The sequence below is a fragment of the Brucella sp. NBRC 12950 genome, from assembly GCF_030268145.1.
Lineage (GTDB): Bacteria > Pseudomonadota > Alphaproteobacteria > Rhizobiales > Rhizobiaceae > Brucella.
In genome coordinates this window covers 96,573-118,297 of the sequence record NZ_BSQC01000014.1, presented here as the reverse complement: position 1 = coordinate 118,297, position 21,725 = coordinate 96,573, and the positions used below count along the sequence as shown (strand labels likewise).

Sequence of the window (21,725 nt, the reverse complement as noted above, 5' to 3'; positions counted from 1 at the left end):
GCTCCCTATTATGCATCGTTACCCGCCAGACGGGCAAAATCCTCGCCATAAGCGCCATGATCGAGGTCGGCTTCGATCCAGGCGATTCCCAGCCGTTGGTAAAAGCGTTGCGCGTCGACATTCTCCCGATCCACCGCCAGCCGAAGATACACGCCGCCGCGTGCCGTCGACCAGGAGGCAACGTGGCGAAGCAAAACTTCACCTACCCCCCGACCACGAAACTCTTCATCGACATAGAGGTCCTGCACAAAGACACCGGGCTTTCCGAGCCATGTCGAGAAAATTGGGAAGAACAGCGCCAGCCCCGCAAATACCTCGTCCGCCTCGGCGATCAGGCTCGTAAAAGCCGCATTGGGACCAAAGCCGTGGCGACGAAAGTCTTCTACCGTACTGGAGACTTTGCTTGCAGCACCAAGCTCCTCAGCCATGACCCGGATCGTCTTGTGGATCTGTTCGGCATCTGCAGGCTCCGCCAGCCTGATGACAAACCCTGTCTTTTTGTCCAACGCAGTTTTTGGCATCAGAAGGCCACCCTGTCTCCACCTTTCAAGCCCAGATAATCGCGCGCCTCATCGGGCGTGGCAACCTCCAGCGACAACCCATCAAGAATGCTGCGGATACGCCGCACCTGATCGGCATTGCTCCTGGCTAGCTTGCCCCGTCCGTCATAGAGGCTGTCTTCCAGACCTACACGAACATTGCCGCCCATGGCTGCCGCCATTGTAATCATCGGTATTTGGTGCCGACCTGCCGCCAGAACTGAAAATGAATAATCGTCACCGAAAAGTTTGTCGGCGATCCGCTTCATATGCATAAGGTTATCCGGGTCTGCACCGATGCCGCCCAGAATTCCGAACACGAACTGGATGAACAAGTGACCGGTAACCAATCCACGGTCGCGAAAATGCGCCAATGAGTAAAGATGTCCGACATCGTAACATTCAAACTCAAAACGCGTGCCACAGCCCTGACCGAGACTTGTCAGAATACCTTCCATATCCGCGAAGGTGTTCTTGAAGATCGAGTTTCGGGTAGCCTCCAGCAGTTCCGGTTCCCACGCGTACTTCCACTCGCGTGGCTTATCGAGGGCTGGAAACAGCGCGAAATTCATTGAGCCCATATTAAGTGAACACATTTCCGGTTGGGCCTTAAGCGGCGCAGCTAACCGATCATCCAGCGTCATCAATGATGAACCGCCTGTGGAAATATTCACCACCGCCGCCGTCGATTGCTTGATGCGCGGTAGGAACTGCATGAACAGATCCGGATTGGCGGACGGCCTGCCGTCAAGAGGATCGCGGGCATGAAGATGCAGGATAGATGCGCCGGCTTCTGCCGCCGCAATGGCTTCGCTGGCGATCTCCTCTGGCGTGACCGGTAGGTGCGGCGACATGGTTGGAGTGTGCACGGAGCCTGTCACTGCGCAGGTGATGATCACCTTGCGCTGTGTTTTCTTTTTATCTGTCATGGTCAGGTTTCCTTATGCGTTCACGGGAAGCTTGAGTTCCCGCGCCAAAGCCTCCAGCGTATCGCCGAGAATGGCCGTTATTTCTCCGACCTGTTCTCGACTTACGACCATCGGCGGACAGACGAGGAAATGATCACCCTCGACGCCACCCCGCGTGCGGCGAGAATATACAATCAAGCCTCGTTCATAGGCGAGATCGACCATGCGCTGATGGGCATTCAGATCCTTCGGCAGCGGCCGCATGGTATCGGGGTCAGACACGAATTCGGCGGCAAGCAGCAACCCCTTGCCGCGCACGTCGCCGATGAAAGGAAAGCGCTTTTTAAGCCCTTCCAGCTCACCTTTTAGAGCTTCGCCCATGCGGGCGGCATTGCCGACCAGATCAAGACGATCAATTTCTTCAAGTACCGCCTTGCCCGCAGAACAAGCCAGAGGATTACCGGCATAGGTGAAGCCGTGCAGGAAGCCACCGGCATCCAGAACAGGCTGCACGATGCGCCCGGGCGCCGCCATCGCGCCAAGCGGGCAATAGCCGGAGGCAAAGCCCTTTGAAAGCGCGATGAGGTCGGGTTTGCAGTTCCAGTGATCACCGCCCAGAAACTTACCGGTGCGTCCGGCACCGCTCATTACCTCATCATGGATGAGCAAGATGCCATAGCGATCACAGATTTCACGTATACGCGGATAATAACTGTCGGGCGCGACCAGTGCGCCCGTTGACGCACCACCGATCGGCTCCATGATGAAAGCCAGCACGCTTTCAGCACCCTCTTGCTGAATTTTCTCCTCCAGCATGTCAGCATATTTCTGGCCACGCTGTTCCATCGAGAGATTGTCGCGGTCGAGATAAGCGGTCGGCGCCGGAACTTTCGGCATCTCGCGCATGATGGGGGCGAAAGGCTCGCTCAAAGCTGCATAGCCGGTGACAGCCAACGCACCAAGTGTACCGCCATGATAGGAGGGAAAACGCGAGATCACTTTCCAGCGCTTGGACTGTCCGGTCGCAACCGCCCATTGGCGGGCGAGTTTGATGCACGATTCCACCGCTTCCGATCCACCAGAAACGAAGAAAATCTTGTCCAACCCCTCCGGCATTCGCTCTGCCGCCATGCGCGCCAGATCTTCGGCCGGTTCGTTTTCGAAGTGGAGGCGATAAGCGAAGGTAACGCGATCCATCTGTGCTTTCATGGCATCGAGTACATTGCGATTGCCGTGGCCGATATTGACCACCATCGCACCGCTTGACCCGTCGATGACACGACGTCCGTCCTGATCCCAGATGTAGATGCCATCGGCTCGATCCACCAGGGGCCTGCGCAGGCGCGACTGGTAGAAAAGATGCGATGCCGGACGTTCGTTTTGTGCTTTTGTGTTGAGCATTGCTTTACTCTGTCAGCGCTTGAGATATCGGTTTAGAACATTGGCGGTTACACGCTCGATCATGCGATCGCCGCGTTTTAGAGCCGCAACCCATTCGCAGCTTCCGGCGTGAAAAACCTCGCCCTTGCCGCGCGGGAAATTGACGATCATGCCGCAGCCGCGCTTTATCCGTTCCACGGCCGCCTCGTCATTGTCGCCAATCAGCGTGTTGGCCACGAATTTGGCATCAGCATCGGAGAGGAACTGATCGTCAGCGGGAATATCCGCGCTCTCTTCCTTGAGAGACGACATGCCGAGCGCAAGAATCTGCAAGCCGTCAGGCGCGCCGCTGCCCTCCTCCGGTTCTGGCAATCCTCCGCGGATCACATAGTCGAGACCGTCAACTTCGTAGCCGAAAGCGTGACCATCGGCACCTAAGAGATCGCCGTAATAGATGCCAGTACCAGTAAAGGCCCAATGTTCGGGGCGATAGACCGGAAAGCCGCGCACGCCGCGCGGGGCGCAACCACCCCAGCCGACATAAAGACCGCGTAACGCATTGAGACCGAACGTCTCTGCTGCGGGCCGTCCGGTTTCCGCGGCTTCCCAGCAACCGCTAGTGCGACGCCGATCTGCAGAGCGATAGACCGGGTCTTCAGCGCGGGCACGATACTTATAGCAGGTCTGGCGCTTACCATCGTCCTCGAGCCGGGTCTGCCACATGAAATTGCCCGCAAAACGCGCCGCATGACCGCCGCCATCGACATACTGATCGACAGCGTCTCGCATCTCCCATGTCCAATATTCGTCATGGCCGACAAAGACGACGCAGTCATAACCGTTGAGGATTTCTGGGGAGAAATGCAGATCGTGCTGGCTTACAAGATCAACCGCATAGCCTTCCCGTTCAGCCCACCGGAAGAACAGGCTATCATAGCTTGCCCAACCGGAGGACGCATATTTCTTGGAATAGCCATTGGCAAAAGCCCATTCCATATGCGGATAGCGTGGGGGCGCTGCGGGCGGCGTCACAAAATCAAGCGGCACACGGGGCGCGTCAGCCGGCAACAACACAAAGCCGCGGCAGAACGGACGCTCGATGCTTACCGTCGTCGCATATTGATCGGCATGCGGTCCGGTAATGCCCTGATAATGGTTGGAGCCGCCCCAGGTATTATAGGCCGTCCACGTGCCAGTCGCGGCAACCTGGAGGATACGACCAGGTTTGCGGCCCGCCGCAGGGCGCAGGATGAACAAGTGGTAGCATTGAATCCGCTGACCGTTATTGCCTTCGGCATTCAACGTGATCCGGTACGCGCCAGAAGGCCAGTTCTCATCCGTCTTAAACGAAAATGTAGTCTCCCACCCGCAGCCAACGACTGAAGATTGGGCTGGTGTTTCCTGCCATTTACAATCGATCCCGCGTCTGGAAAAAACTGGCGTTTCAATCGCCCCATCCCGAACGATATCAATATCGAAACGCGCGGCAGTCGCGCTCACCTGCAGATGCACCGTTGCGCCCGGCAGATAAGAATAGGCGTCGGTGTAACACCAGATTTCACCTTGCGCCCCATCCATGCCGGGATATTCATAATAATGGCCAAGCACCGCTTCACGCCTTTGCGCAGGCGTCAGCCCGAAATCGGGAAACTCAGTGACGTTTCTAACGTTCATGTCATGACCTCACGCGGCTAGATATTTCTTGAGGAAGGCGCGGGTACGCTCCTCTACAGGATTGCGCAGGATCTGATCCGGCGGCCCCTCTTCCACCACCACGCCGCCATCCATGAAAAGGATGCGGTCGGCGACTTCGGCAGCAAATCGCATCTCGTGCGTGACGATCAACATCGTCATATGTTCAGCGGCAAGTTGCTTCATCACCGCATTGACCTCGTCCACAAGCTCTGGATCGAGCGCTGAAGTCGCCTCGTCGAACAGCATCACTTTCGGCTGCATGGCGAGCGCACGTGCAATGGCCACACGCTGTTTCTGACCACCTGAAAGACGCGAAGGGTAAACGTCGATCTTGTCGGCGAGCCCAACCTTTTTCAGAAGCTCCAGGGCCAGCGTGCGTGCAACATCTTTCGTCATACCCTTAAGTTTGACGGGCCCGAGCGTGATGTTTTCGAGCACAGTGAGATGCGGAAACAAGTTGAAGTGCTGGAATACCATACCCATCTGCTGGCGCACGGCATTGATGTGTTTCTCGAATGCCTGTCCGGCGATAGGTTGATTGACCTGCTCCCCATCGAGCCAGACTTCACCACCATTCAGAGTTTCCAGATGATTAATCGAGCGCAGAAGCGTACTCTTACCTGAGCCGCTAGGCCCAATAATAGCGATGATCTGGCCACGCGCCACCGACAGGTTGATACCTTTTAGCACTTCCAGCTCGCCATAGGCTTTGCAAGCGCCCTTCACTTCGACCATTGGCCTTACGGGGTTGGGGGTGCTCATCGCGTTACCTCCACTTTTCTTTCAATCCGCCGCAAGCCGGCTTCCAGAACCAGATTAGCCAAATAATAAATGGCGGCGATGGTTATATAAAATTCGAACGGGCTGAAGGTTTCGCTGATTGCCAGTTGCGCGCTGTGCACCAGCTCGGCAATGCCGATGATTGAAACCAGCGATGTATCCTTCAGAAGAACGATCATATTGTTGCCGATGGGTGGTATCGTATTGCGCACGGCCTGCGGGATGACGATGTAGCGCAACGCCTGTCCATGACTGAAGCCGATAGACCGCGCTCCCTCCATCTGACCCGGATCGACCGCGACAATACCCGCGCGAATGATATCGGCATTGTAAACGGCAAAGTGCAAACTAAGGCCGATAATGCCCGCGCCAAGAGCTGGAATATCGATACCGATTTGAACTAGTCCGAAATAGATAAGGAAGAGCTGCAGCAGAAGCGGAGTGCCCATGAACAGCCACATAAAGAACCGCACCGGCCATGCGAGGATCGCTGGCGCATAAAGCACAACCAGAGCAAATACGATGCCGAGCACGAAGCTCAGGAAAGCCGAAGCAACCGTCAGAACAAGCGTCCACCACAGTCCGGTCAACAGCAGTTCCGTATAGGGGGCGACGATGCTGAAATCGAGAGCTTGCATTTAGTCCTCACTTCGCCGCGAAGCGCGCGTCGAGAAGATCCACCCCTCGCGCCACGATATAGATGATGATCATGTAGAGAACAGCTGCAACGCCGAAAATCTCAAATGGCTTGTAAGTCGAACCGATGAAGCGCTGCGCGGTATAAGTCAGTTCAACCACCGAAATGGTGGAAACCAGCGCCGACCCCTTCAGGAGCGCTATCGTATTAACGCCGAGAGGGCGGATCATCACTCGAGCCGCCTGAGGCAGCACGACGAACCGCATGGTCTGGCCGCGCCCAAAGCCAATGGAACGGGCCGCTTCCGTCTGGCCACGATCGACGCTTTGAATTGCACCACGGATCGATTCAGACATATATGCGCCGATATTCAAGCCCAGTCCGATGACGCCAGCGGCGAAGGGTTCAAGATTGATGCCGATCTGCGGACCGCCGAAATAGAGAATAAAGAGCTGGACAAGACAGGGCGTGCCGCGAAAGATGCTTACATAGGCTGCCGCAAGCCATCGCAGGATGACCGATCGAGACAGGCGCCCATTAACGAGTACAACCGCGACGCCAAGACCCAGCACCAAGGCTAGAGCAGAAATTTGCACAGTCACCCATGCCGCCTCCAGAAAAAACGGGAGGACGCGCTGCATCAACGCAAAATCCATCGGAAAACTCCGGTCTATCGGTTCTCAACCGGCCCGGACATAAGCCGGGCCGTGATGACATATCAGCGAATATCGCTGCCAACCCATTGCATCGAGATTTTCTCGTAAGTACCGTCGGCCATGATCTCGTCGAGAGCCTTCTGCATTGCAGCCTTCAACTCCGGATTGTTCTTGCGAATGGCGATGCCGATGGCAACGCTGCCGCCTTCAATATCCGGCGTGTCAAGCCTGCGGACCTTCTGGCCGGTTTCCTTGATCGCAACCATGACCGGGATGTTATCGACAACGATGGCATCGACACGGCCTGCATTGAGTTCAAGCATCAGCTCTGGCAAACCTTTGTAGGTGCGGATGCTCCAGCCGCCCTGTTCGCGTGCCCATTTTTCATGGGTTTCACCGAGCGTGACGCCCAAAGTTTTGCCTTTGAGGTCGTCGAGCTTTTGAAAGGCAGTCTCTTCCTTCACGAAAACCGCGCGGCCCGCGTGATAATATGGTCCGACGAAGTCCACGGCCTTCTCGCGCTCCGGCGTAATCGTCATGGAGCCAACCACCGTGTCGAACTTGCCCGCCCGAAGACCAGCAACAATACCATCCCAAGCGGTGGTGATAAGCTGCGGCTTGAGTTGCATGCGCTCGGCAATAGCCGAACCTATGGAGGCATCGAAGCCCACGACTTCGTTCTTCTCATTGACAAAATTGAACGGCGGATACTGACCGCTCATCGCAATCTTTAGCTCGCCAGCTGCCTTGATCTTCTCAAGATCGTCCGCATGTGCAGGTGCAACCGCCAAGAGTGCGGTGGTGGCGATCGCTGCAGCGGCAATGAAACCTGTGATTCTGTTAAACATGCTGTTCCCGACTTCCTTTTGTTTTTTTCAGAGGCTTTTTGTTGCCTTCCCCTATTCATGATTGCTTTTCTGGATACATTTCGCAAATAGATAATGGGAATAGATTGCATAGATTTCATGAATGGAAGATATCATGTCGCTACATCGCCCTGAGCGTCTCGTCTGGGATCTGGATTGGAACCTTCTGCGCTGTTTCGTGGTGATTGCCGAAGTCAAAAGCATCACCCGCGCAGCAGAACGCCTCAACCTCAAACAACCAAGCGTAAGCAACGCGTTGCGTCGATTGGAAGAGCGTATCGGCCAGCGGTTAGTGGAGCGCGATGCTACTAGGTTTGAACTGACGGAAGTCGGCAAACTGCTTTACGAACAGAGCATCGAGGTATTCGGTGCTATCTCGCAACTGCCGCAATTGGTGCGCGGTGTCGGTGACAATGTGACCGGCCATGTTACTATTTCTGTAGCCAGCCACATCGTATCCCCTCTCTTCGACCAGGCGCTCGCGCTGTTTCATGAACACCATCCCAACGCGACACTGACGATCACCGTATCCGCCAGCACCGAAGTCGCTCGCCTTGTACGAGAAAAACGCGCCTCTTTTGGCCTTGGCCTTGTAAGCAATCGCGATCCTGCGCTTGATTACACCATGGCCTATCGGGAGTTCTTTGGCTTTTTCTGTGGACCGCGGCACCGGATGTTCGGCCAGTCCGGTCTGAGCCTTGCCGATCTGAAAGGAGAACCATCGGTTTCATTTCAGACCGACCATATTGCTGACGCGCTGCGACCCGTAGCCCTATTGCGCAGTGAAGCCCGACTTTCTCCGGATGTGGTCGGCACTTCGTCGAGCCTCGAGGAGGTCCGCCGGATGATCATCACCGGACTTGGCATCGGGCCGCTTCCAGTGCATGTGGTGCGACGCGAGATTGATGACGGCCTTCTTTGGCGTCTGCCCCCTTACGATAACCCTCCGGCAATTGATGTTTTCCTGATCCACAACCCTGAGGCCAATCTCAACAAGGCCGAAAACGCCATGCTTGCTGGGCTGAAATCTATCATCGCTTCAACGCCGCTTGACGAACGCATTTACAACGATTGAAGGATTGCCTCATCGCATTCCACACATTCACGGCTGCGCGAGCAGCGTTTCATGATAGGCCCAGAACTCATCTATGAAACGCTGAGCCAGACTGTTGTCAGGGCCGTTACTGCGGCGAATGACCAAAAACCCCGCATCGACAAAGCTTGTAAATGGCCTGATCACTACGCCACGCCCGCGAAAATCCGTTGCTGAGGATGGGTCGATGATTGTTATGCCGACACCTTCGGCCACAAGTGTCAGAGCTGTGTGTGACAGGCGCGTCTCAATGGTAGCGGAGCGTGGAATTCGAGCAAGGGCAACTTCTACTCGCATCGCAAACAACGAACCCGGTTCGAGCGTAATCATGCGTTCATCAGCGAGATCATCCGGTGAAACCTCTGGATAGTCGGCCAGTCGATGCTCCAGAGGGACGGCCACAACAGCCGGTATCGCGCGGGTCTCAATTATAAAACCGGGCCGGTCGAGCGGGCCGTCGGCAAAACCAATATCCGCCTGACCTGATGCGACGGCCTCCACGACTAAAGCGGAGGGAATGCCGTTGAGAGAGGCGTGGATGTTAGGGCGATCTTTAAGAAAACGGGCGAGGAAGCGCGGCATGATCCCATTTGCAAGTGCAGGCATGGCGGCAATCCGCAGCATGCCAGCATTCTGGCGGCGGATCTCATCAGCAAAACTCCTGATGCGATTGAGCCCGACATAGGCCCGCTCGACTTCCTGCAATAATGTCATTGCTGCTTGCGTGGGAATCAACTGGTTTCCGCGACGGTTGAATAGTTTGAGTTTCGTGTCGATCTCAAAATCGCGGATCAAGCGACTTACCGCAGGCTGAGTGATCGACATCAACTCCGCTGCGGCGGTCATTTTTCCGGTTAGCATGACAGTTCGGAACGCTTCTACCTGACGCAGGTTCATGTTTCACCATAATATTTGGTTATGCTCTGGGCTTTATTTCGAATTTGACTGTATTCAGCCCCGCTGTCAAACCACTCCCATAAACGTACCGGCGCTACAAAAGTACCGGACATAAAAAGGGAACAATGCAGATGAGTGCGATCAGCGCATATCTGGATTTAATGGGATTTGCCGAAGACGGCTGGGGCTACGATATGCTTCGCGCTACGGGCATGACACTTGCAGTAGCCTTTTGCGGCTTCGCAGCAGGCACGGTATTCGGTACCATTGCAGCCGCCGCTTCATTCTCATCGCAACGTATTCTCAGAATGGCAGCTGACGGTTACTCTACTGTGCTTCGTGGCATCCCTGATCTTCTGGTCATTTACCTGTTCTATTTCGGTAGCAGCGCCATATTAAGCCAGGTCGGAGCCTTGTTTGGTGGGCAAGGTTTCGTCAGCGCGCCAATTTTCATCACCGGGGCACTGGCCATCGGTGTGGTATCGGGCGCCTATCAGGCGGAAGTCTATCGAGGGGCTGTGCTGGCACTTCCAAAAGGCGAGATCGAGGCTGCCAAAGCCTATGGTATGCCAACGCGTCTGCTGTTTCGTCGCATCATGGTACCGCAGGCAGCACGCTTCGCCATTCCTGGCATCGGCAATGTCTGGCAGCTCGTTTTGAAGGAATCCGCGCTGATTTCAGTTGTAGGATTGGTGGAACTGATGCGTCAGGCACAGATCGGCGCGGGATCGACGCGCAAGCCGTTCACATTTTTTCTGACCGCCGGACTTCTTTATCTCGTCATCACATTCGCATCAGGCCTTCTGTTCAAGAAAGCAGAAAAGCACGCCATGCGCGGCATCCGGAGGGCGGTATGAGCTTCATCGACCTTCCGTTCATGTTCGACAGTTTCCTACAGCTTTGTCGTGGCATCCCGCTGACGCTTCAACTGATGGGGCTATCGGTTATCAGCGGCGCGGTCCTGGCTCTCATACTGGCCGCAATGCGTCTGTCGGGCAATCTGGTACTCGACCTTATTGCGAGGGGCTACATCTTTGTGCTGCGCGGCACCCCCCTGCTCGTCCAACTCTACATAATCTACTACGGTCTCAGCCAATTTCCCGAACTGCGCAAGAGCTTTCTCTGGCCGTTTTTGCGGGAACCTTATTGGTGCGCGGTGTTGGCTCTGGCGCTCAATACTGCAGCCTATAGTGCCGAAATCATTCGCGGTGGCGTTTTGTCGGTTGCAACCGGTCAGATCGAAGCTGCTCGCGCTTATGGCATGAGTGGGTTCACCCTCGTCCGTCGTATTCTGGCCCCGCAGGCCCTGCGCCAGATGCTGCCCGCCTATTCGAATGAAATCATCTTGATGGTGAAATCCACCGCCTTGGCATCGACGATTACGATGATGGAAGTAACAGGTCTGGCGGCCAAGCTGATCTCGGCCACCTATCGTCCTGTCGAAGTCTTCATCTGTGCAGGTGCGATCTATCTCCTGTTGAATTTTGTGGTCACCAGAATCTTCAAACTGTTGGAATACCGCCTGTCAGCGCACCAGCGTCAGCCTGCGGTCGTGCATGCTTCCTTAGGAAACTCATAATGCAAACTGTAAAAACGCCTGCAGTCGAGATCAAAAAACTCGAGAAATTCTACGGGGCGCACAAGGTTCTGCACTCCGTCTCGTTGCAGGCACACCAAGGGGATGTCATCTCCATTCTGGGAGCATCTGGTTCAGGCAAGTCCACATTGTTGCGCTGCATCAATATGCTGGAGGTGCCGGATGCAGGTAGCGTCGCTATTCACGGCGAGACATATAAGCTCGACCAACAGCCGGGTCGCGCACCGCATCTCAGTGATGCGAAACAGGTTCAGCGGTTACGCGGTCAGGCGACGATGGTGTTTCAATCGTTCAATCTGTGGTCCCATCTGACTATCCTGGAAAATCTGATCGAAGCACCTGTCTTTGTGCAAAAGCGAAACAGGTCCGAATGCATTGCGGAAGCTGAAGCACTGCTGGAGCGTGTTGGCATCGCCGAAAAGCGTAACTTCTATCCGGCTCATCTTTCCGGCGGCCAGCAACAACGCGCGGCGATTGCCCGCGCGTTAGCGATGCGTCCGAAGATCTTGCTGTTCGACGAACCTACCTCCGCGCTAGACCCGGAGCTGGTAGCTGAGGTGCTCAAAGTCATGCGTGATCTGGCTGCAGAGGGCCGCACAATGCTGGTTGTTACCCATGAAATGGGCTTCGCCCGCGATGTATCCAGCCGTGTCGTCTTTCTGCGTCAGGGCGTGATTGAAGAAGAAGGCACGCCCGAAGAAGTTTTTGGCAACCCCAAAAGCGAACGGTTGCGGCAATTCATTTCCAAACAAAACAATTGAACCGATCAATCGGTTTTCTAACAGAGGTGAACAGATGAAACTGAAATTCGTCCTTTCTTTCCTTGGTGGTCTCGCCATAGCAACAGCCGCGCACGCAGAAGATGTCGTGCGCATCGCAACCGAAGGTGCTTATGCACCATGGAATTTTTCTGGACCGAATGGTGTTCTGGATGGCTTCGAGATTGATCTCGCCAATGACCTTTGCGCGCGCATAAAAGCGAAATGCGAAATCACCGCCCAAAACTGGGACGGCATCATTCCGTCGCTTACCGCCGGCAAGTATGACGCCATCATGGCAGGCATGAGCATCACGCCCAAGCGTGAGGAAGTGATCGCGTTTTCGTCTCCTTATGCAGCTGCCATCAACTCCTTCGCAGTCATGGAAGACAGCGACCTTGCCGATCTGCCGGAAAGCGGCAAGCCACTCAATGTCGATGCTGATGCAGCCAAACCAGTACTCGAAGAAATCAGCAAGAAAATCAAGGGCAAGACCGTAGGCGTTCAGGGGTCGACGACCGCTTCCGCCTTCATGGAGCAGTATTTCAAGGATGGCGCGGATGTACGTGAGTACAAGACCGCGGAGGAACACAATTTCGACCTGACCAGCGGTCGTGTGGATGCGGTTGTTGCCAATGCGACAGTTCTTGCTGCATCGCTCGAAAAGGATGACATGAAGGGCGCAAAGCTGGCTGGGCCGCTGTTTTCCGGCAAAGTCTTCGGCATGATCGGCATCGGTTTACGCAAGAAAGATACGGAGCTGAAGGAGCGCTTCGATACTGCTATCCAGGCAGCGATTGCTGACGGTACGGTGAAAAAGCTGTCCGAAAAGTGGTTCAAGGTGGACGTTAGCCCGCAAAACTAAGCCGAAGCAATCAGGCCTGACAATTGTCAGGCCCGCCTCTCCCACACTGTGACAACAGATTGAAACTAAGAATGCGCAGATTGCCGGATCAGAACATCGTCATTATCGGAGCGGGACTGGTGGGCTCTGCCATCGCCTGGGGTCTCGCCCGGTCCGGGCTGCGCCCGATGCTTCTCGATGGAGAGGACTTGTCCGTGCGCGCATCGAGGGCCAATTTCGCGCTCATCTGGGTACAGGGTAAGGGCTTAGGTGCACCACACTATGCCCGTTGGACAATGCAATCTGCACGCCGTTGGTCGACTTTTGCAGATGAGTTACACGATGTCACGGGTCTGGATGTAGCGCTCAGACAGACGGGAGCCTTTACCTTCTGCCTCAACGAGCGTGAACTAGAAATGTTTTCTGCAGACGTCGAAAACGTTGCGCACGAGCTAGGCAACGACGCTCCCGAACACGTCGTGCTTGACCATCAGCAAACAGCGGGAATGCTACCATTGATCGGCCGGGACGTGCTTGGTTCGATCTATTCACCAATGGACGGCGACGTGAATTCGCTTCGCCTTTTTCGCGCATTACATACCGGCATGATGAAACTTGGCGCTTGCTACAAACCGCATTGTGAAGTTTCGTCCATCACCCCAAAGAATGGCGGCTTTCTTCTGAGTGGCAAATGGGGTGAGGTCTTTGCCGAGCGTATCATTCTGGCTGCAGGTAACGGCAATGCTGAACTTGCCAAATCTGTAGGTCTGGATGCTCCCGTTGTACGCAGCAAAGGTCAAATCCTAGTAACGGAGAAATGCGCGCCCTTCTTCCCCTTTACAGCGGCAACGCTGCGGCAAGCTGACGAAGGCGGCGTCATGATCGGCGACAGCCAAGAAAGCCATACCGACCAAATCACCACCAATCAGGATATTAGTGCGGTTCTGGCTAACAGAGCAGTTCGGACATTCCCCCATCTCGCCCAGGTCAATGTTATTCGCAGTTGGGCTGGGTTTCGAGTGAAAACACCAGACGGCTTGCCAATTTACGAACAATCCGAAACTCACCCAGGCGCTTACGTCGTGATGTGTCATTCCGGCGTCACACTTGCGGCAAACCACGCCCTGATCGTGGCGCAGGAAATTGCTGTCGGCGCTAAACAACTTGCTGGCGATGCGTTCAATGGCCGGAGGTTTCATGTCTGCTAGAATCTTCCAAAAAACTGAAACACCTGAGGAAACTGTGACGATCACATTTGATGAGCATACCTTGACGGTGCCTGCCAATGTTACTGTCGCCGCGGCACTGCTCGGAGAGGGTATCAACCGGCTCCGAAACAGCGTCGTTGGTGATAAGCCACGCGCACCCTATTGCCTGATGGGTATCTGTTTTGAATGCCTGGTCACCATTGATGGTGTTCAGAACCGTCAAGCCTGCATGATGCCTGTAGCCAATGGAATGGTCATTACTTCCCAATCGGGCGCCCGTCGGGTGGGATCGTGACGGCAATGCTCAAGCGAATTTCCGACATTCATGCGGTCAACGCGTTCTACGATCTCGCCATTATCGGCGCTGGACCAGCAGGCATGTCCGCAGCCGCGGAGGCGAGCGCCGCTGGGGCGAGCGTTGTTATGTTCGACGAGAACCCTGCCGCCGGTGGCCAGATTTACCGTGGCATCGAACAAAATACCAGTGCTCGAAGGCCATTTCTCGGCGACGACTACTGGCGCGGCAAAGACCTACTCAATGCATTTCTCACAAGCAACGCAACCTATGTGCCGCAAGCTTTTGTTTGGAGCGTCGAACCGCGGGATAGCGACAAAAGCAACAGTGTCGAACTTCGCGTATCAGTAAGCGGCAAAAGCGGTATTACTTTCGCGCGCCGTGTGATTTTCGCGACCGGCGCCATGGAGCGCCCCATGCCGGTCAAGGGCTGGACATTGCCAGGTGTGATGACGGTCGGCGCCGCGCAAATTGCACTAAAAGCTTCAGGTCTCCTGCCGTGCGGGCGTGTGGTTCTGGCGGGAACAGGCCCCCTGCTCTACATGTTTGCCGCACAGTTGTTGAAGGCAGGCGGCAAGGTTGCTGCTCTGCTTGATACAACGCCCGTTGGAAATTACGCCAAAGCCGCGCCCAACCTGCTTTCATTCCTTCGCTCGCCCTATGCTATCAAGGGGCTTTCCCTCCTTTTCAAGGTGCGCAAGTCGATACCCGTATATTCGGGTATCACCGATATCGTCGTTGAAGGCGAAGGCGAAGCAGAAGCCGTCTGCTTTTCGGCAAAAGGCAAGACACATAGACTGGCTGTAGATAGCATCTTCCTGCATCAAGGTGTGATCCCCAATAATAGCCTCGCGAACGCTTCCGGCTGCGCACTCGTTTGGAACGATGACCAGAAGTGCTTTCAGCCCAAGGTTGATGAGAGCGGGCGTTCGTCTGTTCCAGCGATTTATATCGCTGGTGACGGGAGCGGTATTGGCGGAGCATTGGTTGCCGAACAGAGCGGGCGCATCGCTGCGCTCGCGGCCTGTCAGGATATCTTTCCGGCAATGGCGACGGTGTTGACGAAGAAGATTGAAGAGGCGCGGGCGCAAAAACTGCTCTTCGAACGCGGCCGCGCCTTTATCGATGCACTTTATCTGCCTGCCCAAACGTTTCGCGCACCATCCGATCGTGACACGATTATCTGCCGTTGTGAGGAAGTGAACGCGGGCGCAATCCGCGACGCAGCCGCCAGCGATATTGCTGGTCCCAACCAGCTTAAAACCATGTTTCGTTGCGGCATGGGTCCTTGTCAGGGCCGCTTGTGCAGTTCAACCGTCACAGAAATCCTGGCGGAGGTGCAAAACCGCCCCCCCCAAGCAGTCGGTTTCTATCGCCTGCGTGCTCCGGTTAAACCGTTGGCGCTCAGCGAAATCGCAGCATTACCTCAAAGCCCCGATGCCGTCTTCGCCGTTACCGGCGAGCCCGCAGAAAATTCCCACACAATCTTAAAGGATTAAACTATGGCAAAACGTTTCATTCAGACACCTATCATGCATCGCGTCGTCGAACACAATGGCATTGTCTATGTCGGTGGAACCACCTGTGATGATGAAAGTCTCAATATGGCTGGTCAGACCCAGGAAATCCTGGCCAAAATCGACAGCTATCTCGCCCAGGCAGGCACCGACAAGACCAAGCTGCTGGCAGCTACTATTTTTGTAACGGATCTCAGCATGAAGCCAGAAATGGACAAAGTCTGGAAAGAGTGGATCGATCCTTCGCTGCTACCAACCCGCGCAACAGTTGGCGTCGCAGATCTGGGCGGCGACACGCTGATTGAGATCGTCGTTTCGGCGTATAAATAACTAATACTGAAAAGGCCGCGTTGAATTTCTGAGATAAGAAGCCGCTGACTGCCAGATGGTCAGCGGCTTTTCATATCTCGGTCATTGCCGTTGATTTTCTGTAGATCCAATTGTCGTTGCCTGCACGCTTAAACGTTGCCGCAATCGCTCACTGCATGTCACAGCTTTCCTGGCCTCTTGCAGCTATATTTGCTCAACGCAGCGCTTTATGGTTTGGATCTAATTGCGCGCTCCAATCCGCGCACAAGCCGGACATTTTCTTCATTGAGAATGTCAAATCGCAAAAACCCGCTTGCTCACGTGCAACCATTAATTTTGCGGGGTGCTCAGATGATGAAATGGTCTGAAATATAAGCAAGAATTGGATGGTTCCAAATTCGGAACAGAATGATACTCAAAGCAAATTCTTTCAAATCACAATCCGTCGCTTATTCCCGACAAACCCGAGAAGCCACGTCATGAAAAAACTGTTCTGTGTGTCACTGGTCGGCATGTTCTGTTTGTCTGCACCCGTTGGAGCACTTGCTGAGGGCTTGGGGCTGGCCGAACGTCGTGCCATTGCGGCTTATGCGACAGATGTCTGGCCGAAATACCAACTAGAAATTCAGGATCTTGCCGGTTTTCCGGTTACCATCAATCTAGATACCCAAAGTCTGGCACTACCCGGACTTGCAGATTCATACGCAAGTGACGATTACTTGCGTAAACCGATCATTGACCCGATACTCCAAGCGATTGGAACAATCACTGCAACACAGATCGGCAGAGCCGCTCTCAAAGACGGCCTGAAATCCATCGTCATCCGCTATGATGAGGCAAGCGCACCTTCAAGCAACTATAGTGATGGTGTAACGATGGAAGATGGCATTTTGAATATAAACTGGAAACCTTATACCAATGTCGATGATGTTGAGCCTCGCGCACTTGCAATATTAAGTGTAATCGAACCCGCATTATAAATCTATGCCACGTACAGGTGACCTGAAGTGAACCTCAAAATCAGATCTTTGGCCCTTCCCACATTATCAGCTCTGTTGCTCTCCTCTGTTACAACCCTGGCTCAGAACAATGAGCACCCAGCCTATCTGGAAAGGCTCAATGATCAGGGCATTGTTGCATATTGTAGTGATCTTGGGTTTCTCGAGCCCGATTCCGAGAAATTCTTCCGTGTCGGCACTGAAGCGATTTTTGGTGAGGTGGAGAGTTCGGCTGAGGCTGACCTGCATGAACAAAAGGGGCGCGATGGGATCTCTTATTTGCAAGGTGATGAACAATCCCTCGAAGACCTCGCCGCGGCCAATGAAGTCGATGTCAAGGAGGTTTGCGAGCAGTACAAATCGCAGGTAATGCTTGGCCGTATGATGGCTAAAAACAAATCCAGCCAATAGTTCTTCCTGTCTGCGGAATGCAAACTCAATCCATTCAAGGCACTGTTTCCATGCACAAAAAGCCGCTCGCCGTCTTACTATCCATGCCCCTCATCATCACGTCATCTTTTGCATTTGCCGATGATACGCAGCTTTTGTTTAATTCATCGCGCAACCAGCTCGGTCTGATCAAATATTGCGTCGCGGAAGGTCACATCTCAGATAACGTTGTTTCGGCTTATGAGAAGATTATCACGATGCTCCCTGCACCTGCAGATGCTTCCCAGGGCGATCAATACGAAAGCGCGGGTGAACAAGGCTACAGCTTCGATGGCGAGAACCGCACTTCAATGCAGGACATAGCCAATGGTACCGGAACCTCGATTGCGGATCATTGCGCTCAGTTCGCGGCGCTGACAAATCAATGAACTGAAATAAACGCATCCCACAACCCACCTTCAAGAAAGCTACGGATGACCTTAACAGAAATACTGTTTGTTGTAGCTCCGATCATTGCCGCAATGATTATTGCCTTATTAGTGACCTTTCGAATGCTAAGACGGGAGTATTATTGGGCAGTCATCCCATTTGCCTTGATTGCGATCGTGGCTTTGTTGGTCACATCCTGACGACTCCCCGGCTTCAATAGGTTGATCGCGAAACTCGTGGATTAAATTCGACGCTGGGATACCCACCTTAAGCCTGAAACCCGCCCTAGTCACAGGGGCGGGACAGATCGGGGCCGCCGGTTTGCAGACCTGCTGAAGATCGTGGAAGGCTGGGACGCGACCGCTTGCCTCTGAGGGGAGGCACTTCCCCGTCTTGTACACATAGCTTCAATCCGACCAAACTCTGATTGTTCGCCTAGGCTTTTGGGTGACTCTCCGCAAGGTGGCGAAATAAACAAGTGACTGACACCGCGTAGATGCTTAGCCCACCTGCTACCCGGTGACGTCCCGGGATCGCAAAAACCATAGCTTCCATCGAGCCACATTCAAGCTCTGCCACCCATTGATCCTCTCTGTAAGGATGGTCGAAATTCATCAATCATAGGCTTGTCGTCCCCCTGACATATCGTGTTAAAACCGAAGCGAGGGTTCCATACGATAACAATGGCATGTTTCTAATCATTCGAAGCCTATAAGTTGCAGCCGATATCAGCAGCCCCGAGTTGGAGATCGCAATATGAGGATTGCCAGGAAAATTTTAGTCGCCGGCATGGCAATATGGCCAATCTCTGGTGCCTTGGCTGCGAGCCCTTTATATCTTTCTTGCGAGTTCAAACAACCCTCTGGAAAACCTCAGGTTTTCAATTTCGTGCTGGATGAATCTGCTGGCACGGTTGGGGTCTATGTGCCCAGCAGCGGAAGTCAAAGAACATCGCAGAGCGTATTCACGGCAAACAAAGTGAGCTTGAATGAGGGTTCGGTGGCTTGGGAGATTGATTTGTCCAATCGGACTATCGTCCGCGACATGAGGATGGTTGGAGTGAAGGATAGCGGTAAATGCAAAGAAGTATCAGCAGAACAGAGCGGTTTTGAACAATAGAAGCCTACATTAGTGCAGCGTGGCCCGACAGCGCGCTAACGATCAGGTATCGTTCGGTGAGATAACTGCGACCGTCGAAGGCCGGTCGGGCAAGGCCATGGAGCAAGGAGGGCCAAGCCTGATTGTTGTCGCGCAATCCTACGTTTCACCATCGTGCTCAGCAACCCAAGACCTTGCCCAACATTTCCTCGGCAGCTAGCCGGCCGAGTTGAGGGGCGAGGATGACGCCTGGATGGGCAACGATGGCATAAAGGCCTTCGACGTCAGTGAGAAATCGACGCAACGGCACTCCGTCCTCTGTCATGGGTCGGTACGCGGCATTCACCGACAAAAGAGTTGGTCTCTCAGAGAGAGCGAACATCCGAGCGATCGTCGAGGACGTCCTGTCGGCAAGCGCCGGAAGGCCTGCTTTTCCATCAAAAGGGTAATCTTCCGCCGAAACAAAATCGCCGGCAAGGCCTGGACGAAGCTCCACTCCTACGCCACAAATGAGATGACGCAGAACGCCGGTCCCGCCCGCAAAACGCATTAATACAGCTGGCTCCTCACGCAGAGGCAGTGCAATTCCGAAAGATTCGGTCAAGAATGCGGCCGCCCTGGCGTTCGCCAACACCACGATATCGGCGGCAACGACACCTTTCGTCGTCCTTACACCGGCAACACGGCCTCCCCGGGTCTCGACGCTTTCTACACTGGTCCCGCAAATGATTTCGCTACCCGCTTCGCGTGCGGCATCCAGCAGTTGGTGGGTGAATTCGCGTGGCTCAACGGCGAAATCGTCTGGGGCCCAGGCGGCAAGAGCCGGCAATGTGGCAAGCCGTGGCTCCATTGCTGCTGCGCCAGCACGATCTAGTGCTGCAATACGGACACCAAAAGCTTGTTGCTCGGCAATATGGGCGGCGGTCTCCTCATCTGAGTCCAACCAGACGAGCGAGCCGCGAGCTGCGATCGGTAAAGGCCCAAGCCCGCGCTCAAGGCGATTGAACTCCATAGCCGCTTGAGCTTTGGACGCAAAATTTGACGGATCGTCCGAGGGTAAGCTGCTGTTTGTGCCGACCCAACCGTAGGACCAACGTGTGACGCCGCTGGCGGGAGAAGCATCCTTCTCGAGAACCGTCACGCGCGCGCCATTGCGCGCGAGATGCCAAGCGGCTGACGCTCCCATGACACCAGCCCCGACCACCACGACCCGAAGTGCAGCTTGATTCAAAAATCCGTCCTCCTCAGAATGCGGGCTTATTTACAGATTTTTTATCCACTGTCGCGCAAGAATATCGTTGCGGGTTGAACGCGACCATCAATTGCGTCTTTTAATCGAGTTGGCTTCAACGAATTTTTTAAAAAAACTGGGGTGTCCAGAAATGTGGCGCAAAAATTAGTCTAAACGCGCCATTTAGATGCCGTCGTCCAGCAGCCCGAGGATTGAACAGTCCGTCTGAACTTTAATCTTGAGTGTCGACCTTGCCTGTGGGGAACAAACATGAAGTGGCCAAGATGCTGCTTAGTTTGGTGCCATCTGACTCAGTCTTCCTGGAAATGGACGGAACGTCAGCAAGATTAGGACGGCTACCAGTCCCATTCCCCATGAGCCGACATACATCAGGGCATAAGAGTTAAAGCGATCATAGACGAACCCGCCCAGAAGCGGGCCAGTTGACATCCCGAGGCTGCCAGCCATTGCCGTTCCCCCAATTATGGTGCCCATCATCTTCAAAGGAAAATTCTCCCGTATGATCACGGCATAAAGCGGCATAGTTCCTGCGTAGATAAAGCCAACAAGTGCAGCCACCGCATAAAAAAGGCCTAGCGTCGAGACGAACGAATATGCCAGCACTCCGAAAGCCTGTGCGAGAAGCCCAATCACCAGGACACGCTGAGCGCCAAAGCGGTCACCTGCAAGGCCGAATCCTATACGACCAAACATGCCGGCCAGTCCCTCCACACTGTAGATCGACACCGCAGCAATCATAGGGATACCGCATGTCACCGCGTAGCTTACTGTGTGGAAGATCGGCCCGGAATGTGTTGCACAGCAAAAGAAGTTAGCCAACATCAATGTGATGAATTGGGGAGATCTCAAAGCCTGTCGAACCGTCATATCCGATTGTGGTGCGATTGCAGCCATTTCTTGCGATCCAGTGTCGATTGAAGGCGGGCGGCGCACCAGAAGTGCTGCCGGGATCATCAATGCCGCCGAAAATCCCGCAATGATCAACATTGCGGTACGCCAATCGTGGATGCTCACAAGCCAGGCCGCAAACGGTGCCATGGTCATCGGAGCCATGCCCATACCCGCAGAAACCAACGAGACCGCCAAGCCACGCTGCGTGTCAAACCAGGCTGTGACGCTGGCCATCATCGGCGCGAAGACGGCCGCGGTCGCAGCACCCACGAGAACACCGAAAAGAAGTTGGAATTCAGTAAGTGACCCCGCCCGGCTGGCAAGAGCCAGGCTCAATGGCAAAACGAGCGAGCCTGTCAAAACCACTGGACGCGGCCCAAACCGGTCGGACAGGCTACCCCATAGCAAACTCGCCGCTGCCATGGCTAGAAAGCCAACGGTCATTGCCGTGGAAATCCCTGTGACAGACCAGCCGGTGTCCTGCGCCATTGGCCGTAGGAAAACCGGCAGCGAAAACATGGCTCCCACGGCGACACACCCCAAAAGACCACCTGAAGCCACGATGACCCAGCGATAGGAAACGCTCATATTGCTCCCCAATAAGTCCATTCGCAACATGCAGAAGTTCGATCAGGACGCATGACAGACGTGCAATATCTGTGATCCGTGCTGCCAAGCCATCGACGGC

Annotated in this window: 24 protein-coding genes; 13 read left to right on the top strand and 11 right to left on the bottom strand. The window is 54.6% G+C overall.

The window, feature by feature from the left end:
* Positions 1-8 precede the first annotated feature (8 nt).
* The 8 genes from QSJ70_RS21620 to QSJ70_RS21585 form a co-directional block, all read right to left on the bottom strand.
* Positions 9-521, bottom strand: coding sequence for a GNAT family N-acetyltransferase (locus QSJ70_RS21620; RefSeq protein WP_285539483.1), 513 nt, complete (start codon positions 519-521; stop codon positions 9-11).
* Entirely contained in the window at positions 521-1,468 is a 948-nt protein-coding gene (gene kce / locus QSJ70_RS21615; protein WP_215779315.1) for a 3,5-dioxohexanoate:acetyl-CoA acetone transferase, read from the bottom strand. The genes QSJ70_RS21620 and kce overlap by 1 nt, the downstream gene beginning before the upstream one ends.
* 12 nt (positions 1,469-1,480) lie before the next feature.
* The gene (locus QSJ70_RS21610) at positions 1,481-2,848 is read right to left on the bottom strand and encodes an aminotransferase family protein (protein WP_215779316.1); all 1,368 of its coding nucleotides are present in this window, start codon (positions 2,846-2,848) and stop codon (positions 1,481-1,483) included.
* Positions 2,849-2,860: 12 nt separating this feature from the next.
* Positions 2,861-4,501: a N,N-dimethylformamidase beta subunit family domain-containing protein gene (locus QSJ70_RS21605; RefSeq protein ID WP_285539479.1), complete on the bottom strand. Its 1,641-nt coding sequence runs from the start codon at positions 4,499-4,501 to the stop codon at positions 2,861-2,863.
* Positions 4,502-4,510: 9 nt separating this feature from the next.
* On the bottom strand, positions 4,511-5,257 hold the full coding sequence (locus tag QSJ70_RS21600) for an amino acid ABC transporter ATP-binding protein (RefSeq protein ID WP_285539579.1): 747 nt from the start codon (positions 5,255-5,257) through the stop codon (positions 4,511-4,513).
* 23 nt (positions 5,258-5,280) lie between these two features.
* A complete protein-coding gene (locus tag QSJ70_RS21595) occupies positions 5,281-5,940 on the bottom strand; it encodes an amino acid ABC transporter permease (protein ID WP_215779319.1) in 660 nt (219 codons plus the stop codon).
* Positions 5,941-5,947: 7 nt separating this feature from the next.
* Complete coding sequence (locus QSJ70_RS21590; RefSeq protein WP_215779321.1) at positions 5,948-6,595, bottom strand: amino acid ABC transporter permease; 648 nt, start codon at positions 6,593-6,595, stop codon at positions 5,948-5,950.
* A gap of 62 nt (positions 6,596-6,657) precedes the next feature.
* Complete coding sequence (locus QSJ70_RS21585; RefSeq protein ID WP_215779323.1) at positions 6,658-7,443, bottom strand: ABC transporter substrate-binding protein; 786 nt, start codon at positions 7,441-7,443, stop codon at positions 6,658-6,660.
* 133 nt (positions 7,444-7,576) lie between these two features.
* Here QSJ70_RS21585 and QSJ70_RS21580 point away from each other — a divergent pair, with 133 nt between their 5' ends.
* The gene (locus QSJ70_RS21580) at positions 7,577-8,536 is read left to right on the top strand and encodes a LysR family transcriptional regulator (RefSeq protein ID WP_285539476.1); all 960 of its coding nucleotides are present in this window, start codon (positions 7,577-7,579) and stop codon (positions 8,534-8,536) included.
* 27 nt (positions 8,537-8,563) lie between these two features.
* Here QSJ70_RS21580 and QSJ70_RS21575 read toward each other — a convergent pair whose 3' ends face one another.
* Positions 8,564-9,451: a LysR substrate-binding domain-containing protein gene (locus QSJ70_RS21575; protein ID WP_215779326.1), complete on the bottom strand. Its 888-nt coding sequence runs from the start codon at positions 9,449-9,451 to the stop codon at positions 8,564-8,566.
* Between the two features lie 131 nt (positions 9,452-9,582).
* On the opposite strand from QSJ70_RS21575, the gene QSJ70_RS21570 reads away from it, so the two are divergent.
* The 12 genes from QSJ70_RS21570 (at position 9,583) to QSJ70_RS21515 (ending at position 18,915) form a co-directional block, all read left to right on the top strand.
* Positions 9,583-10,308 carry an ABC transporter permease gene (locus tag QSJ70_RS21570; protein WP_285539473.1) on the top strand — a complete coding sequence of 242 codons (726 nt, stop codon included), beginning with the start codon at positions 9,583-9,585 and terminating at the stop codon, positions 10,306-10,308.
* Positions 10,305-11,030 carry an ABC transporter permease gene (locus tag QSJ70_RS21565; RefSeq protein ID WP_285539471.1) on the top strand — a complete coding sequence of 242 codons (726 nt, stop codon included), beginning with the start codon at positions 10,305-10,307 and terminating at the stop codon, positions 11,028-11,030. The genes QSJ70_RS21570 and QSJ70_RS21565 overlap by 4 nt, the downstream gene beginning before the upstream one ends.
* Complete coding sequence (locus QSJ70_RS21560; RefSeq protein WP_285539469.1) at positions 11,030-11,809, top strand: ABC transporter ATP-binding protein; 780 nt, start codon at positions 11,030-11,032, stop codon at positions 11,807-11,809. Before QSJ70_RS21565 ends, QSJ70_RS21560 begins: the two co-directional genes overlap by 1 nt.
* 34 nt (positions 11,810-11,843) lie before the next feature.
* A complete protein-coding gene (locus tag QSJ70_RS21555; RefSeq protein ID WP_285539466.1) occupies positions 11,844-12,671 on the top strand; it encodes a lysine/arginine/ornithine ABC transporter substrate-binding protein in 828 nt (275 codons plus the stop codon).
* Positions 12,672-12,742: 71 nt separating this feature from the next.
* The gene (locus QSJ70_RS21550) at positions 12,743-13,858 is read left to right on the top strand and encodes an NAD(P)/FAD-dependent oxidoreductase (RefSeq protein WP_215779333.1); all 1,116 of its coding nucleotides are present in this window, start codon (positions 12,743-12,745) and stop codon (positions 13,856-13,858) included.
* Positions 13,848-14,153, top strand: a complete 306-nt coding sequence (locus QSJ70_RS21545; RefSeq protein WP_285539463.1) for a (2Fe-2S)-binding protein — start codon at positions 13,848-13,850, stop codon at positions 14,151-14,153. The genes QSJ70_RS21550 and QSJ70_RS21545 overlap by 11 nt, the downstream gene beginning before the upstream one ends.
* A gap of 5 nt (positions 14,154-14,158) precedes the next feature.
* Positions 14,159-15,652: an FAD/NAD(P)-dependent oxidoreductase gene (locus QSJ70_RS21540; RefSeq protein WP_285539577.1), complete on the top strand. Its 1,494-nt coding sequence runs from the start codon at positions 14,159-14,161 to the stop codon at positions 15,650-15,652.
* Positions 15,653-15,655: 3 nt separating this feature from the next.
* Positions 15,656-16,000, top strand: a complete 345-nt coding sequence (locus QSJ70_RS21535; protein WP_215779337.1) for a RidA family protein — start codon at positions 15,656-15,658, stop codon at positions 15,998-16,000.
* Between the two features lie 458 nt (positions 16,001-16,458).
* A complete protein-coding gene (locus QSJ70_RS21530; protein WP_252349146.1) occupies positions 16,459-16,959 on the top strand; it encodes a hypothetical protein in 501 nt (166 codons plus the stop codon).
* 27 nt (positions 16,960-16,986) lie between these two features.
* Positions 16,987-17,388: a hypothetical protein gene (locus tag QSJ70_RS21525; protein WP_285539460.1), complete on the top strand. Its 402-nt coding sequence runs from the start codon at positions 16,987-16,989 to the stop codon at positions 17,386-17,388.
* 50 nt (positions 17,389-17,438) lie between these two features.
* Positions 17,439-17,795: a hypothetical protein gene (locus QSJ70_RS21520; RefSeq protein WP_215779339.1), complete on the top strand. Its 357-nt coding sequence runs from the start codon at positions 17,439-17,441 to the stop codon at positions 17,793-17,795.
* A gap of 757 nt (positions 17,796-18,552) precedes the next feature.
* Positions 18,553-18,915: a hypothetical protein gene (locus QSJ70_RS21515; protein ID WP_285539457.1), complete on the top strand. Its 363-nt coding sequence runs from the start codon at positions 18,553-18,555 to the stop codon at positions 18,913-18,915.
* 157 nt (positions 18,916-19,072) lie between these two features.
* Here the strand turns inward: QSJ70_RS21515 and QSJ70_RS21510 are convergent, their stop codons facing one another.
* Positions 19,073-20,125 (bottom strand): NAD(P)/FAD-dependent oxidoreductase, encoded by a 1,053-nt coding sequence (locus QSJ70_RS21510; protein ID WP_285539455.1) that lies wholly within the window; start codon positions 20,123-20,125, stop codon positions 19,073-19,075.
* A 291-nt stretch (positions 20,126-20,416) separates the two neighbouring features.
* On the bottom strand, positions 20,417-21,625 hold the full coding sequence (locus QSJ70_RS21505; RefSeq protein WP_285539453.1) for an MFS transporter: 1,209 nt from the start codon (positions 21,623-21,625) through the stop codon (positions 20,417-20,419).
* Positions 21,626-21,725: the final 100 nt, after the last annotated feature.

Excerpts from the sequence above, each read along its gene's own strand:
- QSJ70_RS21620 (WP_285539483.1), bottom strand. The coding sequence starts at position 521 with ATGCCAAAAACTGCGTTGGACAAAAAGACAGGGTTTGTCATCAGGCTG.
- kce (WP_215779315.1), bottom strand. The coding sequence starts at position 1,468 with ATGACAGATAAAAAGAAAACACAGCGCAAGGTGATCATCACCTGCGCA.
- QSJ70_RS21610 (WP_215779316.1), bottom strand. The coding sequence starts at position 2,848 with ATGCTCAACACAAAAGCACAAAACGAACGTCCGGCATCGCATCTTTTC.
- QSJ70_RS21605 (WP_285539479.1), bottom strand. The coding sequence starts at position 4,501 with ATGAACGTTAGAAACGTCACTGAGTTTCCCGATTTCGGGCTGACGCCT.
- QSJ70_RS21600 (WP_285539579.1), bottom strand. The coding sequence starts at position 5,257 with ATGGTCGAAGTGAAGGGCGCTTGCAAAGCCTATGGCGAGCTGGAAGTG.
- QSJ70_RS21595 (WP_215779319.1), bottom strand. The coding sequence starts at position 5,940 with ATGCAAGCTCTCGATTTCAGCATCGTCGCCCCCTATACGGAACTGCTG.
- QSJ70_RS21590 (WP_215779321.1), bottom strand. The coding sequence starts at position 6,595 with ATGGATTTTGCGTTGATGCAGCGCGTCCTCCCGTTTTTTCTGGAGGCG.
- QSJ70_RS21585 (WP_215779323.1), bottom strand. The coding sequence starts at position 7,443 with ATGTTTAACAGAATCACAGGTTTCATTGCCGCTGCAGCGATCGCCACC.
- QSJ70_RS21580 (WP_285539476.1), top strand. The coding sequence starts at position 7,577 with ATGTCGCTACATCGCCCTGAGCGTCTCGTCTGGGATCTGGATTGGAAC.
- QSJ70_RS21575 (WP_215779326.1), bottom strand. The coding sequence starts at position 9,451 with ATGAACCTGCGTCAGGTAGAAGCGTTCCGAACTGTCATGCTAACCGGA.
- QSJ70_RS21570 (WP_285539473.1), top strand. The coding sequence starts at position 9,583 with ATGAGTGCGATCAGCGCATATCTGGATTTAATGGGATTTGCCGAAGAC.
- QSJ70_RS21565 (WP_285539471.1), top strand. The coding sequence starts at position 10,305 with ATGAGCTTCATCGACCTTCCGTTCATGTTCGACAGTTTCCTACAGCTT.
- QSJ70_RS21560 (WP_285539469.1), top strand. The coding sequence starts at position 11,030 with ATGCAAACTGTAAAAACGCCTGCAGTCGAGATCAAAAAACTCGAGAAA.
- QSJ70_RS21555 (WP_285539466.1), top strand. The coding sequence starts at position 11,844 with ATGAAACTGAAATTCGTCCTTTCTTTCCTTGGTGGTCTCGCCATAGCA.
- QSJ70_RS21550 (WP_215779333.1), top strand. The coding sequence starts at position 12,743 with ATGCGCAGATTGCCGGATCAGAACATCGTCATTATCGGAGCGGGACTG.
- QSJ70_RS21545 (WP_285539463.1), top strand. The coding sequence starts at position 13,848 with ATGTCTGCTAGAATCTTCCAAAAAACTGAAACACCTGAGGAAACTGTG.
- QSJ70_RS21540 (WP_285539577.1), top strand. The coding sequence starts at position 14,159 with ATGCTCAAGCGAATTTCCGACATTCATGCGGTCAACGCGTTCTACGAT.
- QSJ70_RS21535 (WP_215779337.1), top strand. The coding sequence starts at position 15,656 with ATGGCAAAACGTTTCATTCAGACACCTATCATGCATCGCGTCGTCGAA.
- QSJ70_RS21530 (WP_252349146.1), top strand. The coding sequence starts at position 16,459 with ATGAAAAAACTGTTCTGTGTGTCACTGGTCGGCATGTTCTGTTTGTCT.
- QSJ70_RS21520 (WP_215779339.1), top strand. The coding sequence starts at position 17,439 with ATGCACAAAAAGCCGCTCGCCGTCTTACTATCCATGCCCCTCATCATC.
- QSJ70_RS21515 (WP_285539457.1), top strand. The coding sequence starts at position 18,553 with ATGAGGATTGCCAGGAAAATTTTAGTCGCCGGCATGGCAATATGGCCA.
- QSJ70_RS21505 (WP_285539453.1), bottom strand. The coding sequence starts at position 21,625 with ATGAGCGTTTCCTATCGCTGGGTCATCGTGGCTTCAGGTGGTCTTTTG.